Source organism: Streptomyces pinistramenti, from assembly GCF_020564935.1.
GTDB lineage: Bacteria > Actinomycetota > Actinomycetes > Streptomycetales > Streptomycetaceae > Streptomyces > Streptomyces pinistramenti.
Map to the genome: position 1 here is coordinate 1 of NZ_JAJCXB010000001.1, position 13,847 is coordinate 13,847.

At 70.1% G+C, this 13,847-nt stretch carries 14 protein-coding genes and 1 pseudogene; 8 read left to right on the forward strand and 7 right to left on the reverse strand.

The window, feature by feature from the left end; all coding sequences use genetic code 11:
• Both LIU39_RS00005 and LIU39_RS00010 read right to left on the reverse strand, forming a co-directional pair.
• Window positions 1-1,120 (reverse strand): hypothetical protein (locus LIU39_RS00005; protein ID WP_227043172.1); only part of this gene is annotated, 1,120 nt, incomplete at its 3' end.
• Window positions 1,117-1,812: a sigma-70 family RNA polymerase sigma factor gene (locus LIU39_RS00010; protein WP_227043173.1), complete on the reverse strand. Its 696-nt coding sequence runs from the start codon at window positions 1,810-1,812 to the stop codon at window positions 1,117-1,119. The genes LIU39_RS00005 and LIU39_RS00010, both read right to left, overlap by 4 nt.
• 603 nt (window positions 1,813-2,415) lie before the next feature.
• Between LIU39_RS00010 and LIU39_RS00015 the strand changes: the two genes are divergently transcribed.
• The 3 genes from LIU39_RS00015 (at window position 2,416) to LIU39_RS00025 (ending at window position 6,004) form a co-directional block, all read left to right on the forward strand.
• The gene (locus LIU39_RS00015; RefSeq protein ID WP_227043174.1) at window positions 2,416-3,009 is read left to right on the forward strand and encodes an HAD family acid phosphatase; all 594 of its coding nucleotides are present in this window, start codon (window positions 2,416-2,418) and stop codon (window positions 3,007-3,009) included.
• A 334-nt stretch (window positions 3,010-3,343) separates the two neighbouring features.
• Window positions 3,344-4,312 carry a helix-turn-helix transcriptional regulator gene (locus tag LIU39_RS00020; RefSeq protein ID WP_227043175.1) on the forward strand — a complete coding sequence of 323 codons (969 nt, stop codon included), beginning with the start codon at window positions 3,344-3,346 and terminating at the stop codon, window positions 4,310-4,312.
• Window positions 4,313-5,038: 726 nt separating this feature from the next.
• Window positions 5,039-6,004, forward strand: a complete 966-nt coding sequence (locus LIU39_RS00025) for a hypothetical protein (RefSeq protein ID WP_227043176.1) — start codon at window positions 5,039-5,041, stop codon at window positions 6,002-6,004.
• 559 nt (window positions 6,005-6,563) lie between these two features.
• Here the strand turns inward: LIU39_RS00025 and LIU39_RS00030 are convergent.
• The 3 genes from LIU39_RS00030 to LIU39_RS00040 are packed head-to-tail and all read right to left on the reverse strand — an operon-like array spanning window position 6,564 to window position 7,967.
• Window positions 6,564-7,421 (reverse strand): class I SAM-dependent methyltransferase, encoded by an 858-nt coding sequence (locus tag LIU39_RS00030; protein WP_227043177.1) that lies wholly within the window; start codon window positions 7,419-7,421, stop codon window positions 6,564-6,566.
• A gap of 20 nt (window positions 7,422-7,441) precedes the next feature.
• Window positions 7,442-7,786 (reverse strand): VOC family protein, encoded by a 345-nt coding sequence (locus LIU39_RS00035; RefSeq protein WP_227043179.1) that lies wholly within the window; start codon window positions 7,784-7,786, stop codon window positions 7,442-7,444.
• Between the two features lies 1 nt (window position 7,787).
• Window positions 7,788-7,967, reverse strand: a complete 180-nt coding sequence (locus LIU39_RS00040; RefSeq protein ID WP_143944860.1) for a ribbon-helix-helix domain-containing protein — start codon at window positions 7,965-7,967, stop codon at window positions 7,788-7,790.
• Between the two features lie 121 nt (window positions 7,968-8,088).
• Here LIU39_RS00040 and LIU39_RS00045 point away from each other — a divergent pair.
• Window positions 8,089-9,020, forward strand: a protein-coding gene (locus tag LIU39_RS00045) for an IS5 family transposase (protein ID WP_443742992.1) whose coding sequence is annotated in 2 segments (ribosomal slippage) — window positions 8,089-8,485 and window positions 8,485-9,020 — 933 coding nt in all. Because the reading frame shifts where the segments join, the coding sequence is not laid out codon by codon here.
• Between the two features lie 15 nt (window positions 9,021-9,035).
• On the opposite strand, the gene LIU39_RS00050 is transcribed toward LIU39_RS00045, so the two are convergent.
• Both LIU39_RS00050 and LIU39_RS00055 read right to left on the reverse strand, forming a co-directional pair.
• The gene (locus LIU39_RS00050) at window positions 9,036-9,347 is read right to left on the reverse strand and encodes a DUF6112 family protein (protein ID WP_227043180.1); all 312 of its coding nucleotides are present in this window, start codon (window positions 9,345-9,347) and stop codon (window positions 9,036-9,038) included.
• A 108-nt stretch (window positions 9,348-9,455) separates the two neighbouring features.
• Window positions 9,456-10,565 carry a C40 family peptidase gene (locus LIU39_RS00055; protein ID WP_227043181.1) on the reverse strand — a complete coding sequence of 370 codons (1,110 nt, stop codon included), beginning with the start codon at window positions 10,563-10,565 and terminating at the stop codon, window positions 9,456-9,458.
• A gap of 496 nt (window positions 10,566-11,061) precedes the next feature.
• Here LIU39_RS00055 and LIU39_RS00060 point away from each other — a divergent pair.
• The 4 genes and pseudogenes from LIU39_RS00060 to LIU39_RS00075 all read left to right on the forward strand — a co-directional run bounded on the left by LIU39_RS00060 (window position 11,062) and on the right by LIU39_RS00075 (window position 13,712).
• Window positions 11,062-11,816, forward strand: a pseudogene (locus LIU39_RS00060) (DNA-methyltransferase).
• A 152-nt stretch (window positions 11,817-11,968) separates the two neighbouring features.
• On the forward strand, window positions 11,969-12,625 hold the full coding sequence (locus LIU39_RS00065) for a DUF4913 domain-containing protein (protein WP_227043182.1): 657 nt from the start codon (window positions 11,969-11,971) through the stop codon (window positions 12,623-12,625).
• The gene (locus LIU39_RS00070) at window positions 12,625-13,104 is read left to right on the forward strand and encodes a hypothetical protein (protein ID WP_227043183.1); all 480 of its coding nucleotides are present in this window, start codon (window positions 12,625-12,627) and stop codon (window positions 13,102-13,104) included. Before LIU39_RS00065 ends, LIU39_RS00070 begins: the two co-directional genes overlap by 1 nt.
• Entirely contained in the window at window positions 13,104-13,712 is a 609-nt protein-coding gene (locus LIU39_RS00075) for a DUF3631 domain-containing protein (protein ID WP_227043184.1), read from the forward strand. Before LIU39_RS00070 ends, LIU39_RS00075 begins: the two co-directional genes overlap by 1 nt.
• The last annotated feature ends 135 nt before the right edge of the window (window positions 13,713-13,847 follow it).

Below are 13,847 nucleotides of genomic sequence, written 5' to 3' on the forward strand. Positions count from 1 at the left end.
CCGGGGTGCCGGACGCGGCCCGGCCGCTCACCGCGGTCGGCTCCTCGTACGCCTCCTCGGCGAAGAGCGAGGCGGCGCCGCGCCGGCCGTCGGACGTCTGCCCGGCGGGCGGCGGCGGCAGTACCGGCGGGATGTCGGGCAGGGCCTTGGCCACCGCGCGCCCCAGGGCGTTCGCGGCGGTCAGCAGCCCGGTGCCGGCCAGCAGCAGCCGGCCGTGCCGGTCGGTCACCAGGCGCCTGGTGTGCCCGCGCGCGCGGCCGGGCACCAGGATCCGCGGCCTGGGCGGCCCCGACGGGCTGGTCGCGAAGTCCTCGGGCAGCGGGTCGGGCAGCTCGGCCGCGACCAGCACCGGGGCGATGCCGTGCCGCGGCTCGGTGTCCCGCGCGGCCCGGAACGCCTCGCGTACCGGAGCGCCGGGATGCCGGGGGTGCACCCCTTCGGCGACGGTCACCAGCCCGTCGGGCACCCGGGCGTCGAGCTGCGCCGCGAGGACCCGCACCAGCGCCTGAGCGGTCCGGCTGTCGCCCTCGACCGCCGTGGTGGCGGGGCCGCAGGCCAGGTCGAGGAAGACGCAGCTGCGGCCGGTCGAGCCGGTCGCGACGAGCACCGGCGGGCCGTCGTCCGGATACGGCGTGACCGCCGGCAGGTCCTGGCGGCGCACCGTCCAGCGGGACGGGTCCGCGAGGTCCTCGGTCCAGGGTGCGTCCGGCGCGTCCGCCGCCGTACCGGCCAGCAGCACGGTGACCGATTCGTCGTCGACCAGCGCCGCGTACGGCCGCGGGGCGCGGTCGGCGGGGACCTGGCGGGCGGCGGCCTGCCGGGCTGCGGTCACGGCGCGTTCGGCGTCCCGCCAGCTGTGCGGGGAGCGCAGGTGTCGGGTCAGGAGGCGCAGCGCCCTGCGGTGTTCGCGCAGGGCGGCCAGGGGCGCGCCGAAGGCATGGGCGGTGGCCGCCGTCTCCCGGCGGACGGCGGCCCAGGATGCCTTCCAGCCGCCGGCCCGGCGTACCGGAATCCGGATCAGCAGGAACAGCAGCAGGAGCATCCCGAGCACGCCGAGGATGGTGAAGATGAGGTTCTGGTGGGCGTTGATGAAGGCGAACGGATCGGCGTTGCGGTTCATGCGGCGGCGCTTTCGGCGGCGGGGAGAGGGGGCGTCGCGTTCGTGGCTGTCCTCGTGGTCGTTCCCGGAAGACCGGGGGGTGGGGCGGATTGCCTCGGGGGCTTGGCGAGTTCACGTCGCATCGCGAGCAGAGCGTAATGCGTGCGCGACTTGACCGTGCCACGCGGTATCCCCATGGCCTGCGCGGCCTCGGCGCCGGAGCGGCCCATGAGGTGGACGTGGACGAGCACATCGCGGTGTTCGGGGGAGAGCCGGTGCAGCGCCTGGGTCAGGACACAGCGGTCGATGACGGTGTCGGCCATGTCCGCGCCTGCCGGGTGCAGCAGGACCTCGGTGGGCGCCGGGCCCACCGGTACGGCCCGCTCGCGGCGGTGCGCGTCCACGGCGAGATTGTGCGCCACCGTGAACAGCCAGGGCCCGAGCCGGGTTTCGCTGCCGTCCGGGGCCGCGCCCTCGCTGAGGTCGAGCCGGTCGGCGGCGAGCCAGGCGCGCAGGAACGTCTCCTGGACGATGTCCTCGGCGCGGTGCGGGTCGCCGGGCGTGAGGCGGCCCGCGTAGCGCAGCAGGGACGGGCGGTAGCGCTCGACCACGCCGCGGAGCAGTGCTTCGGTGTCGGCGGCGAGGGCCGGGGGCCCGGCGGCGCCTGGGCGGCCGCGGACTGTGCGAGGTGTGGACGGGCGAGCCGTTCGCAAAACGGGCACTCCTCCTCGGACAGGGCACGAACCGGTAGAGGGTCTTTTCCGTGCCGTCAGTACGTGTCGTTCGCCGCGGTGCGAGGGGAACTCCCTCGGCCTCGTCGGCTTTCGGACACTCCGTCGCGCTCGCGGGTCACCCGGGGTGCGCACCGGCCTCTGCGCGAGCTTGACGCACAGGCAGCCCCGGCAACCTCAAGAGACCCTCTGAACTTCTCAGAGAATACGTGAAATGGGTAATCGGGCTCCGTGCGGTTCCGGCCTCGTGACGAGCCTCCGGCCACTGCGGCCTGCCGTTCCCCGGGCCGTGTGCGGAGCGAACATCACGGGGTTCACAAGAAGTTCATCCGCGCGAAGGGGAGGCTGCCGCCGCTGACGGAGCCGCACGGCCTGGCCGGATCTCATCCCTTCGCCGCCCGTTGACGCCACTGGCACCAACTGGCCACACCGGGGCGGGCCGCTCGGGTACAACATGTCCCGCGGACCCGGGAAGCGCAGAACCGCGGGAGCTGCGGCGCCCGCCCCTGGGAGATCGGGCCGGGCAGCTGCGGCTCCCCCACCCCGCCGACCGGCCGCCTCAGTTCGTCTTCGGGAGGATCCAGCATGGCTCACGGTAGGAAGTCCGCCCTCGTCGTCGGCGTCGTGATGTGCGCCCTCGCCGCCGCCCCGGTGCCGGCCGGAGCCGTGGCCGCTCCCGCCACCACGGCGGGGTCACTGCCGAGCGAGAGCCAGTGGCTGGCCGACGTGGCGCCGGTCGCCTCGTCGCTGCACAGCTACCTGGAGCAGCGCCTCGGCGACGCCGGCAGCGCCGAACACCCCGCCGTCGTCCTGGACATCGACAACACCTCGCTGGCCACCCACTACGACGAGGGACAGCCCATCAAGGCGATCCTGGAGGCCACGCGGTACGCCCACGACCACGGTGCGGCGGTCCTCTTCGCCTCCTACCGCAGCGCGAGTTCGAAGGACTCCACCACCAGGCAGCTCACGTCGGCCGGCTACACCGTGGACGGTCTGTGCCTCAAGCCGCACGGCGACAGTCCCGGCAAGGCCGCGGTCAAGCTCGGGTGCCGGAAGACCTTCGAAGGGCAGGGGTACACGCTCGTCGCCAACGTGGGCAACCGCAGCACCGACTTCGAAGGCGGCCACTACGAGAAGGGCTTCAAGCTCCCCGACTACGACGGGGGCTTGAGCTGACGGCGCACACGCGCCACTGAGCGGGGGCGTACGGGATCCCCACCACCGAGTGCTGCCGCATCGCGCGGGAGACCGGTGTCCCGGCGCTCCGCGACCCGGCGGCGTCCCCGGCCCGCGCGCACCCGCGGCGGTCCGGGGCCGCCGCCGCGTCGGCCTCCTGGAACGCCCCCGGCGGCAGGCCGGACCCGCGCCGGCGGAACCTTTGCCCGATGGCGTGCTCATGGCAGCATGTGTCCCTCTGCGACAGCCGGTCCCGCCGGCCGGCATCGCGTTCCTGCCTGCCCGCCGCCGCGGGCCGCACCGGGAGCTGGGGACCTCTGTGGCTGCTTCGGACATGACGGCATCGCTGCGGCGCCTCGGGCTGACACCCGCGGAAGCCGACGTGTGGCTGCGGCTGCTCGACGACGGCCACCGCACCTTCGACGAACTCGCGGACCGCCTGGGCCGCCCGGCCGACGAGGTGGAACGGGCCGCCGACCGCCTCATCGAACGCGGCCTCGCCGCCACCGGCTGCCCGGACCACTCCTGCCTCGCCCCCGTGGAACCCACCCTCGCGCTCGACCAGCTCTCCCACGCGCGGGCCGCGGAACTCCAGCAGGCCCGCCTGGCGGCCGCCAACGCCTACCGCGACCACCGGCGGGCCGTGCACCGGCAGGCCACGGGTGACCTGGTCGAGGTCGTCAGCGGGCCCCGGATCGCCGACCGCATCCGCCAGTTCGAGGGCGCGGCGGAGCGCGAGATCGTCCGCTTCGACTCCCCGCCATACCACACCAGGGGCGGCGCCAACCCGCTGGAGATCCGCAACCTCGAACGCGGCGTGCGCTACCGCGTGGTGTACTCCGCCGCCGCGGTGCAGAACGGCGCCTACTACGCCGCCAACATCCAGCCGTGCATCGCGGCGGGTGAGCAGGCCCGGGTCCTGACCAGCGTCCCCGTCAAACTCACCGTCTTCGACCCGCGCCTGGCCATCGTCTCGATGTCCTCGGTCGAGACGGAGGCCAACGACTCGCTGCTGCTGGTGCACCCCTCCAGCCTGCTCTCCGCCCTCCTGGGGTTCTTCGAATCCTCCTGGCGCTCCGCGTATCCCATGCACCTCGGTGACCAGATCCCGCCCACCCTGCGCCCCACGCACCGCCGCATCCTGGAACTGCTGGGCACCGGCGTCACCGACGACACCATCGCGCAGCTGCTCGGCATCAGCCGCCGCACCCTCTCGCGCCACCTGGCTCAGCTCTACCAGCGCACCGGCGCCACCAACCGCTTCCAACTCGCCCTGCACGCCGCCCACAAGGGATGGATCTGACCCGCGGCCGCCACCCGGCGCACCCGGCACGCCACGGTCCCGCCGGTTCCCGGCCGCGCCCGCGCCCCGGCGTGAACCCGCTGGTGGAGGGCGGATGGGCCAGCCGGACCACCCCTTCGGTGGAGTAGACCTCTGGACTTATCCACCGGTCTGTCCGGCGCGCTGCCGAGCGCGTACCGTGCCGGGCATGAAGATCCTGATCTCTGAGGATCGCTACGGTGACCGGCGTTGATGGCCGGTATGCGGCGGTATATGAGTCACTGGGGACCACTGAGGACGAGCGGAACTCACTGCGACAGCTGTCGGAACTGATGTCAGCCGAGGTGGGCGTGCTGACCCGTACTTCCGAGAGGTGATCGGTCGTCACCTCGCCCTGCTGGTGCTCTATGGCCCGCCGGCGATGCGGGCGAGCACTTCGGCCGGCGGGCGGACTCCTGCATGCCACCGCCCAGCGCCCAACGCGCTGACCTACCAGCTGCTGGGGTGGCACCCGACCGGGCTCGGTCTCATCGACGACCTCGACCGCGGTCACCCTGCGGCGTCCGGGTCGCCTGAACTCGACATCTTCGCCATGCGGGCCGACTCTGTTGTGCGGAACTCCTGTTCCCCGCACAGTCGGATCATACCGCTGTTCATGCGACGTTAAGCGATCGACCTATCACCATTTCCTGGGCTCTTCAAGCGAATGTGTCCCTGATGGCTGTGTGCTCTGGGACTCTTCGGGTCATGTTCGCTCTCATAAAGGCCCGAGTCGTCGCGCACCAGCGGAAGCAGGCCGACGCCGCGATACAGGAGCTGCGCGAGGACGCCGATACTCTAGGACTCGGCCCGCCGTCCGGACCGTTGCGAGTGGCTTTGCGGATGCGGTATCACACCGGGCCTCTGTTCTTTTTGGCGATGGTTCCTATCACTGCTTGCGTGGTGTGGTTTCTACCTCGCGTGGTGAATCACCTGGCCCTGGCCGTGTTTCCTGCCTACATGCTGCGTCGGCCGTCCGGCGCCTCTTCTTCGAGTTGGCCGATTCTGATCCGTGTAGGCCGCCTTTTCCTGACGGTGGGCCTGGGGTTCCTATTCGTGCGCCGCGTAGCGGTCTTCCTCGGGTCGTTCTGCGAACTAAAAGCCGGCGTTTTTCTGCGCTTGAGTGTCTGGGCCAAGCTGATCCATCAGTGTGCAGAGATCGTTCGTGCTCCGCGCATCCGCGATGGGCACTACTTGGCGAGTGTCCACTTTGCTGTGACGAGGGTCTACGGTGCGCGGGCTATGCGGGGCACCGCGGGTTTCACCGTCTGGCGACGGCGAAAAGCTATGCGTGAGCACGCGTTCGCGGTGGCCGACGCGTTGCGGGCTGCCGAGAGCAAGCTCGATGTGGAGCCGAAGGAAGGCGCCCGGGAGATAGCCCGGTTGGCGATGAAGATCAGTATTCGGTATGCCGAGGGCCGTGTTGGCGCCCTCCTAGACGAGAGCGACCTTGCGGATGTGCGCACATCTGGTAGGCGTTTCGAAGCGGCGCAATTGGTGGTGGCTGTCGTCGGAGCAGTCATTGCTGCTCTCGGAGTCCCCGCGCTTGACCTGCCGGTGCAGGTGGCAGTCGCCGCGTCCGTGCTCGCTGTAGCGGCGGTCTACCGGAATGCCGTCTTCACGGGGTTGGGCGGTTTGGCATCCCTCTACCCGCTCCTCTTTCCGGGAAAATAGGTCAGTAGCGCAGGTGCTCCTTCTGAAGCCGTTCAAGAGCGACGGGCAGGAGTCGGTGCGCATACGGGACCAAAACGGTAGTGGGTCGGAGGTGCGGCCCTTCGGGCAGGTGCTTAAGTGCGGGCTGACGATCGACCGGGACATCAACGCCGCCCGGAACATCGCCCAGCACGCCGTCCGAGCAGACGCACCACTCGTCGCCCCTGGTAGAGGGGAGACGCAAAACGCCCGTGGAGCACCGGTAAGACCGGACGGCCGCAGGGCCGCCCGGCACGGCGCGACGAAGCGGGTAGACACCCGGCCACCCGGCCAGGTGCCACCCCAGCGGAACAATCCGCTGGCGTCCCCAACCGTGCAAAAACAGGCCATGCTCTTCTAGCCCCCGCAGGTCACGAAGGGGTCCGGCCCACGCGCACACGGGACGACCCCGACCTCGAAGCCCAGCTCACCGGCTCCGACAACTGATGGAGCGGTGGCTCCGTTCACCACTCAGCCACCAAAAGCGCTTTTGAACCGCAAGGCCCGGAGGCTTCTTGGAACAGAAGGCCTAACGAGGGGGTCAGGTGGTGGCCAGCAGCAGGTCCTCTCCGCTTGACGGGCGGAGACCGTCGGTGCGATCGGCGAAGTAGCGCTCGGCGAGCAAAGCCCCCGGTACGTGTCGCGCGTCTTCGAAGCCGGCTTCGCGGGCCAGTGCCAACACCTGGAGCGGGGTGTAGAAGCTGATGAACGGTGTTCCGGATGCTTGCGCGCCTCTCCTGCTCGTCTGGAGGCCGGGGCGGTCGGCGTCGTCAAGCAGTTCGGTCGGCAGCAGGAAGGTCATGGCGAGCGTCGAGCCGGGTGCAAGCCCGGCAATCTGGCGCAGGGTGGCCGCAGTGGCGTCCTTGGTGAGGTACATGGTGACGCCGGTGGAGACGATGACCGCCGGCCGGCTGGCATCGAAGCCAGCCGTGGCCAGCTTCTTAAGCCAGTCTTCGCGCGCCTCGAAGTCGACCGGCACCAGGTGCAGCCAGTCGGGGATGCGGTGGCCGAGTTCGTCCAGGCGGTGGCGCTTCCATGCCTGAGTGCCGGGCTGGTCGACCTCGAAGATCCGCAGGCGGGAGGCGAGCTCCGGCTTGCGCTGGGCGAAGGTGTCCAGACCGGCCCCCAGGATGACGTACTGGGTCACGCCCTGGTCGGTCTGCTCAGCGATCAGGTCGTCGATGAAACGAGCGCGGGCAACGATGGCTGCCCGGAACCCGCTGGTGGCCTGCGGGTCCATGTCCGGGCGGGCGCGCCAGTCGTCGCCGGGGGCCGCCAGCTGCAGGCCGATCTCGTCCTCGATAACATGCGGGGGCGGGTCGACCTGAAGGTGCATCGCCCGCCAGAGGGCGGTCCGCACCGCGGTGTTGTCCGGTGCCTGCATCTGCTCGTGCGCCATGGTGTTCCCCTTCGTCGCGGTCAGTTCTTGGCGGGAGCCTGGAGGCTCCACAGGCGCCCGTCCGGGTCGCGGACGGTCATCTCCTTGGTCCCGTAATGGGTGTCCTCGAATGGCGTGACGACCTCGGCGACGGGACCGGGACGGAACGCGTCTGCGCCCGGCACCTTCAGCACGATCCGCGTCTGGGGCTCTTGGTCCTTGGGAACCTCGGCGATGAACACGTAGGGACCGTCACCGTTGCGCAGCTGGCCGGAGTTGTGGTCCGTCGCGAAGTCCAGCTCGTACCCCAGCGCCTGGAAGAACTGCGCCGCCTTACCCCAGTTGTGGGTCGTCAAGAACACGGCCTCGATGCCTGCGGTCGCCATGTCAGGTCTCCTTCTCAGTCGGCTGCTGTGCGTGCCCATGAGCGTCATCGAGGTAGGCACGCAGGGCGTCAGCGACCAGCGCCGACAACGACATGCCCGACTCGATGGCGCGGTACTTGACTCGCTTGATCAGCCCGATCGGCAGGTACACGTTGAACTGCTTGACTTCCTCATCACTCACAAACTCGATGCTAGCATCCTAGCAAGCTAGGCGAAAAGTGAGTCGATGGCGTCCGGGCGTCCCACTAGGACTTGTCCGGCCGATCATGTGACTGGCTGGCGTCTGGTTCGTTGATGCGGGCATGGGGCGGGGTGATCTGAGTGATGCCGAGTGGGAACGGCTGCGGCCGTTCCTGCCGGTGAGCAACGGGCGTTGTGGTCGGTGGCGGGATCACCGGCAGGTGATCGACGGGATTTTGCACCGGGTGCGGACCGGCGTGCAGTGGCGTGACCTGCCCGAACGGTTCGGCCCGTGGAAGACGGTCCATGAACGCCATCGCCTGTGGTCGGCCGACGGAACCTGGGAACGCCTGCTCCAGCAGGTCCAGGCCAAGGCCGACGCTGCCGGGGAGGTCGACTGGGACATCTCGGTCGACTCCACCGTCGTCCGCGCGCATCAGCATGCTGCCGGCGCTCGCACCGACCCGCCGTCGGCCCCCGGCCCAAAGGGGGCCGAAGCGGCAGAACACCAGGACGAGACGCCGTGGCAGAGCCTCGTCGCCCGCCTGGTGGAGGTGGTGCGGGAGGTGAGGGCCTGGGCCGCTCGCGCGGCGGGTTCACCACCAAGCTCCACCTGAGCGCGGACGGCCGCTGCCGCCCGCTGTCCCTCATCGTCACGCCGGGACAACAGGCGGACTGTACCCAGTTCAAGCCCGTACTGGAGAAGATCCGCGTCCCTCGAACCGGGCCGGGACGGCCCCGGAAGAAGCCGGACAGCCTGGCCGCGGACAAGGCTCACAGCAACGGCCCGTGCCACGAGTACCTGCGGAGCCGGGGCATCCCTCACACGATTCCCGAGAAGACCGACAGCCAGGCCGCCCGCCTGCGCAAAGGGTCACGCGGCGGACGGCCACCCGGCTTCGACGAAGAGCGGTACAAGAAACGCAACACCGTCGAGCGGACGATCAACCGGCTGAAGAACGCCAGAGCAGTGGCCACCCGCTACGACAAACGCGGCTACGTCTACCTCGGCACCGCAACCGCCGCCGCCCTCACCATCTGGCTCCGAACCTGATCGGCCGGACAAGTCCTAGTGGACCTGCGACCCCAGCTCGGAGAAGAAGGCCACCGCGCCGTTGGCGGCGCCCAGCCCGAGGGCGGCGCCGGCGGCGACGGTGGCGCCCTTCTTGCCGCTCGATTCGGCTTGGTGGCCGCCCGTGTGGTGGCCCCAGGCCCACACGCCGAGCGAGACGGCAAGAGCACCGACCACGGCGATGATCCCGAAGAGATTGATGCTGTTGACGACGCTCTTCAGGACGGAAAGGCCGGGCAGGCCACCGCTTTTGGGGGAGATGCCGGGGTCGTAGGCGAGGTAGACGACGGCGCGGTCTGCGAGGGACATGGGTACGGTGAAACTCCTTGCGGGCACGGGGAGAAGAGAAGGCGCGGCGCCCGGGGCGCCGGGAGGCCGGCTGACCCGTGCGGCGCGAAGTCCGGGCAGGCAGCGGCGTTACAGCACGCGGCGTGCGGCCAGGACCGTCCAGTCCTTGAGCGGCGTGATCCGGACCGGCTTCGATGTGCGCGGCGCTTCGACGACGAGGCCGGCGCCGATGTACATGCCGACGTGCTCGGGGCGGGCGGCGCTGCCGCGGGCGAAGAGCAGGTCACCGGGCTGGAGCGCCTTCGTCGAGACGGACTTGCCTTCGCTGACCTGCGTGTACGTGGTGCGGGTGAGGGTGATGCCGGCGTGGGCGTACGCCTGCTGCATCAGCGAGCTGCAGTCGCAGCGGCCCATCGGGTCCGGGCCGTGCGCGTTGGTGCAGGTGCCGCCCCACTGGTAGGGCGTGCCGAGCTGGCGCAGGGCCCACGTGATGGCCGCGCGCGCCTTGGGAGCGGCGTTCTTGGGGATCGTGTACCCCTTCGGCACGCGGCCTTCGGGGATTTTCCCGTAAGCGGAGCGGTCCTGTGCCGGACCGCAGCCGGATGTCCCCGTGCCGGTGCCGGATTCCTTGCCGGGCTTGTTCTTGCCCGCGTTCGGCAGGGTGGTGGTGACGCCCTTCTGCGGCGCCTTCGCCAGGTGTTCCCACTGTGCGTACGCGTCCGGGTAGCCGGAATTCTGGACGGCCTGGGTGACGGCCATCTGCTGCCAGCCGTGCACCTTCAGCAGGTGCTTGTAGAACTGCTCGCTGGCGTAGACCGGGTCGTGGATCTGCTGGGCGGTTCCCCATCCCTGGGAGGGGCGCTGCTGGAACAGGCCCAGCGAATCGCGGTCTCCGGCCGCGAGGTTGCGCAGGCGGGATTCCTGCATCGCGGTGGCGAGCGCGACGATCTGGCCGCGTGGGGGGACATCGAGGCTGACCCCGGTGGCCACGATCGTCTGGGCGTTGGGGATCTGTTCCGTGGGCAGGGTGAGGCCCTTGATGTGCACGTCTTTGCCGGACGCACCGTCGAGGACGGCGGTCACCCGCTTGGTGACGGCGTCGGTGCTGATGCCGTCCTGGCAGTCGACGGAACCCGTGGCCTGGGCGGCTTCACTGGAGGACGCCATCACCAGGGCGGTGCCGGCGAGGGGGATCGGTGCGAGGAAGACGAGGCCGATGGCGGCGGCAAGCCACTTCAACCCGGCCCGCCCTCCGGCGGGGTGAAGCGGACGGCCGCCGACCGGTCATCGGGCAGGCGGGAGCGGGGAGATGGCATAGCGGGTCCTTCAACGTGAGGCTGCGAATCACCGGGCAGGCGTGACACGTCCCGCGGCACAGCCACGGTGCGGCGGCCGGTGGCGGAACGGGACCTGGTGGCGGGGTGGCTGCCGCTCGCACGGGTGCGGCGGGCCGGGTCTGCCGGGAGGCGGCTCGTGGGCACAGGAACGGCGGGAAGGCCATCGTGTTCTCCGGCAGTTCCAAAACAGTAGGCCACGATCCCCGGTTGAAGAAATCACCGGGCGAAATGCTTCCCATCCGGGGCGACGACACTGCCCAGCCGGGGATCGTGGCTTACTGTTTTGGTTCTCCCTCGCCCCGCCTCGCGGACCCCGGCTTCGTCATGCCCGGATCCGGTCCGCTGGCATACACGCGAGCCGGAACTCTCCCTTACCCGCACCGAACTGAGGTAACTCTTTGCCTTTTTGCCTCCACCAGGGCGACGCGCTCTCTGTCCTTTCCGGCCTGCCGGATGACTGCGTCGACTCCGTCATCACCGATCCGCCCTACAACTCCGGCGGCCGGACGGCGAAGGAGCGCACCACGCGAAGCGCCCGCCAGAAATACACATCTGCGAATGCCGGACATGCGCTGCCGGATTTCACGGGCGAGAACATGGACCAGCGCTCCTACGGCTTCTGGCTGACCCAGATCATGACCGAGGCGCACAGGCTGACGAAGACCGGCGGGACCGCGCTGCTGTTCACGGACTGGCGCCAGCTGCCGGTCACCACGGACGCGATCCAGGCGGCCGGATGGCTGTGGCGCGGTGTGCTGGCCTGGCACAAGCCCCAGGCCAGGCCCCAGAAGGGGCGGTTCACGCAGAACTGCGAGTTCATCGTCTGGGCAAGCAACGGCGCCATCGACGGATCCCGTAACCCGGTCTACCTGCCGGGGCTTTACTCGGCCTCGCAGCCGTCCGGCAAGGGCCGCCACCACATCACGCAAAAGCCGTAGAGGTGATGCGTGAGCTGACCAAGATCTGCCCGGAGAAGGGCACCGTGCTGGACTTTTGCGCGGGCTCCGGATCGACGGGAGTGGCTGCCCTGCTGGAAGGCAGGGACTTCATCGGCGTCGAGAAGACGAAGCACTACGCGGAAATCGCCGCCGACCGCCTCACGGAAACCGTGCAGCAGACCCTGTCCCAGGCGGATTTCACCCTGACCGCCTGACCTCTCCCGCCGTGCGGGCAGGCTTCCGCATTCGCCTGCCCGTACCCGGCAGGGGCTATACAGCAGCAGATCCACTGTTAGGGAAACCGGGGATTCTCAGGATCGTTGTAGCTGCCTTTCCGAGACGTGCCGCAGCTGCAAGGAGACCTTTCATGCCCGAATCCACAGAGTCCCCGGACGAGGGGGAGTTGGAGCCCGTCCGGCTGCCGGACTCCGGTCTCGAAGCCCTTGAGTCCAGCGTCCGCAGCCTCATGGACCGGGGCGCCGGCCCCGACCGGCAGCCCGACCCGTTCTCCTCTGCGCCGGGACCGTCCCCGTCCCCGTTCGCGGCGTTCGGGATGCCAGGGCCGGGGGGCCTGCCGCGCCAGCCCGCGCCGCCCGAGCCGCGCCCCATCCTGGAGCTGGAGGGCCAGGAGTACGAGGACGAGCTCGACAGCCTGACCGACTGGGTCGACGACTTCCTCATGGAGATCTACGGCGCGGAGGTCACCACCGCGGCACCCTGGTGCGCGCAGTGGCAGGAGCACGACGACGTCGTGGCCTGGCTGCATGCCCTGTGGATGGCCTACCAGCAGCACAAGGAACCCGACGCCGGCCTTGCCGGCATGCTCGTGTGGCACCGGGACTTCCTCACCCACGCCATGGCCGTCGTCCGGGCGCCGGGGGGTCCGCTGTCGGCCTGCATGACCTCCCCGGACCGGCCCGCCCACCGAGTGTTGCCCGGACCGAAGCCCTCGGTTCGCTCCGCGGCCACCGCCGGCTCCGGCGAAACGGATGAGGCCGACCCGGAGACAGGCGGGGCCGCATAGTGAGCGCCGGCAAGCCGGTGTTCGGCCTCAGCTTCGACCCGCGGGCGCTGGGCGACCTCCTGGCCGCCCCCGGCGATATCCGGGACCTGGCACTCGCCCAGCTCCAGGACATCGTCAACGCGCAGAGCTCCGGCACCAAGCTGACCGGCGACCTGTCGGGCTACCGCAAACTGCTCGTCGACGCACGCCGGGAGTGGCGCATCGTCTACGCGCAGCGGCCGGCCCCGGCAACGTCCCGGCACGCCACGGAGATCCACGTGATAGCCGTGCGGCCTCGCGCCCGCAATGACATCTACGACACGACCGCGGCACGGCTGGGAATGAACCGCCGGCCGTTGAGCGCCCGTACCCACGCCGCCAGATCCCGCTCCCCGCAGCTGATCCCGCAGCGCCCCCTGCCTCACCCCGGACCGGCGTCCCACGTCGCGTCCGGCCCCGCCCAACCTGCACCGACACCTTCGAAGGGCCGAACCCGTTGATGTACCCCTCCCTGCTTGACGCCCTCGCCGCCACCTTGCTGGACGGCGAGCCGCAGACCGAGAACCCCCGCCACCGCGCACTGCTGGACACCCACGCCGACGTGCAGGCCCTCGACCGGCAGCTCGCCGAGTGGACGGAGCGTGCTCCCAGCGACGACGACGTCGACGAACTGGACCGGATCGTCGACCTCCTGGTGGAGCGCATGGCCGCGGGAGCTGTGCTGCGGCGGCTGCTGTCCACCGGGTGCTGCTGTGCGGGCACCCGGGATGGCGCATGCCGCGAGGACCCGGACGCTTCGTCCTGCCCCGGCGACGAAGTGTTCCCGCAGTCCATCGTGCAGGCGGCTTTGTATGTCTTCGGGTGCGTCGGCAGCCCGGAGGCCCTGGCCTCCGTCGACCTTGTCGGCTGCCTGCGCGAAATACCCGGGAAGCCGGAAGGCCGCTGGGATTACGCCGAGTTGACCCCGGTCCGCCTTGCCCGGCTCATGTCCCCGCACGGCATCGCGCCCCGCAACGTCACCCACGGCGACGGGTGCCGCCTCAAGTCCTACCGGCTGCAGGACCTGCTGGCCGCGCAGGCCGGCCGTCAGAACACCCAGGGATCCTGACCGCGTATGCCCTCCCCGTCCGCTCCGCCGAATAAGGCGCTGACGGCGCTCGACCACCGCATCGAAGCGGCCGTGGGCCACAGCATCGACGAACTGTGGGAGCACCACTTCTCTGAACTTGGGGCCGTTCCCTCC

What these genes read in the sequence shown, in the direction of transcription:
- LIU39_RS00020 (WP_227043175.1), top strand. Translation starts at nt 3,344, where the DNA reads ATGACGGCATCGCTGCGGCGCCTCGGGCTGACACCCGCGGAAGCCGAC.
- LIU39_RS00050 (WP_227043180.1), bottom strand. Translation starts at nt 9,347, where the DNA reads ATGTCCCTCGCAGACCGCGCCGTCGTCTACCTCGCCTACGACCCCGGC.
- LIU39_RS00015 (WP_227043174.1), top strand. Translation starts at nt 2,416, where the DNA reads ATGGCTCACGGTAGGAAGTCCGCCCTCGTCGTCGGCGTCGTGATGTGC.
- LIU39_RS00035 (WP_227043179.1), bottom strand. Translation starts at nt 7,786, where the DNA reads ATGGCGACCGCAGGCATCGAGGCCGTGTTCTTGACGACCCACAACTGG.
- LIU39_RS00065 (WP_227043182.1), top strand. Translation starts at nt 11,969, where the DNA reads ATGCCCGAATCCACAGAGTCCCCGGACGAGGGGGAGTTGGAGCCCGTC.
- LIU39_RS00025 (WP_227043176.1), top strand. Translation starts at nt 5,039, where the DNA reads ATGTTCGCTCTCATAAAGGCCCGAGTCGTCGCGCACCAGCGGAAGCAG.
- LIU39_RS00075 (WP_227043184.1), top strand. Translation starts at nt 13,104, where the DNA reads ATGTACCCCTCCCTGCTTGACGCCCTCGCCGCCACCTTGCTGGACGGC.
- LIU39_RS00030 (WP_227043177.1), bottom strand. Translation starts at nt 7,421, where the DNA reads ATGGCGCACGAGCAGATGCAGGCACCGGACAACACCGCGGTGCGGACC.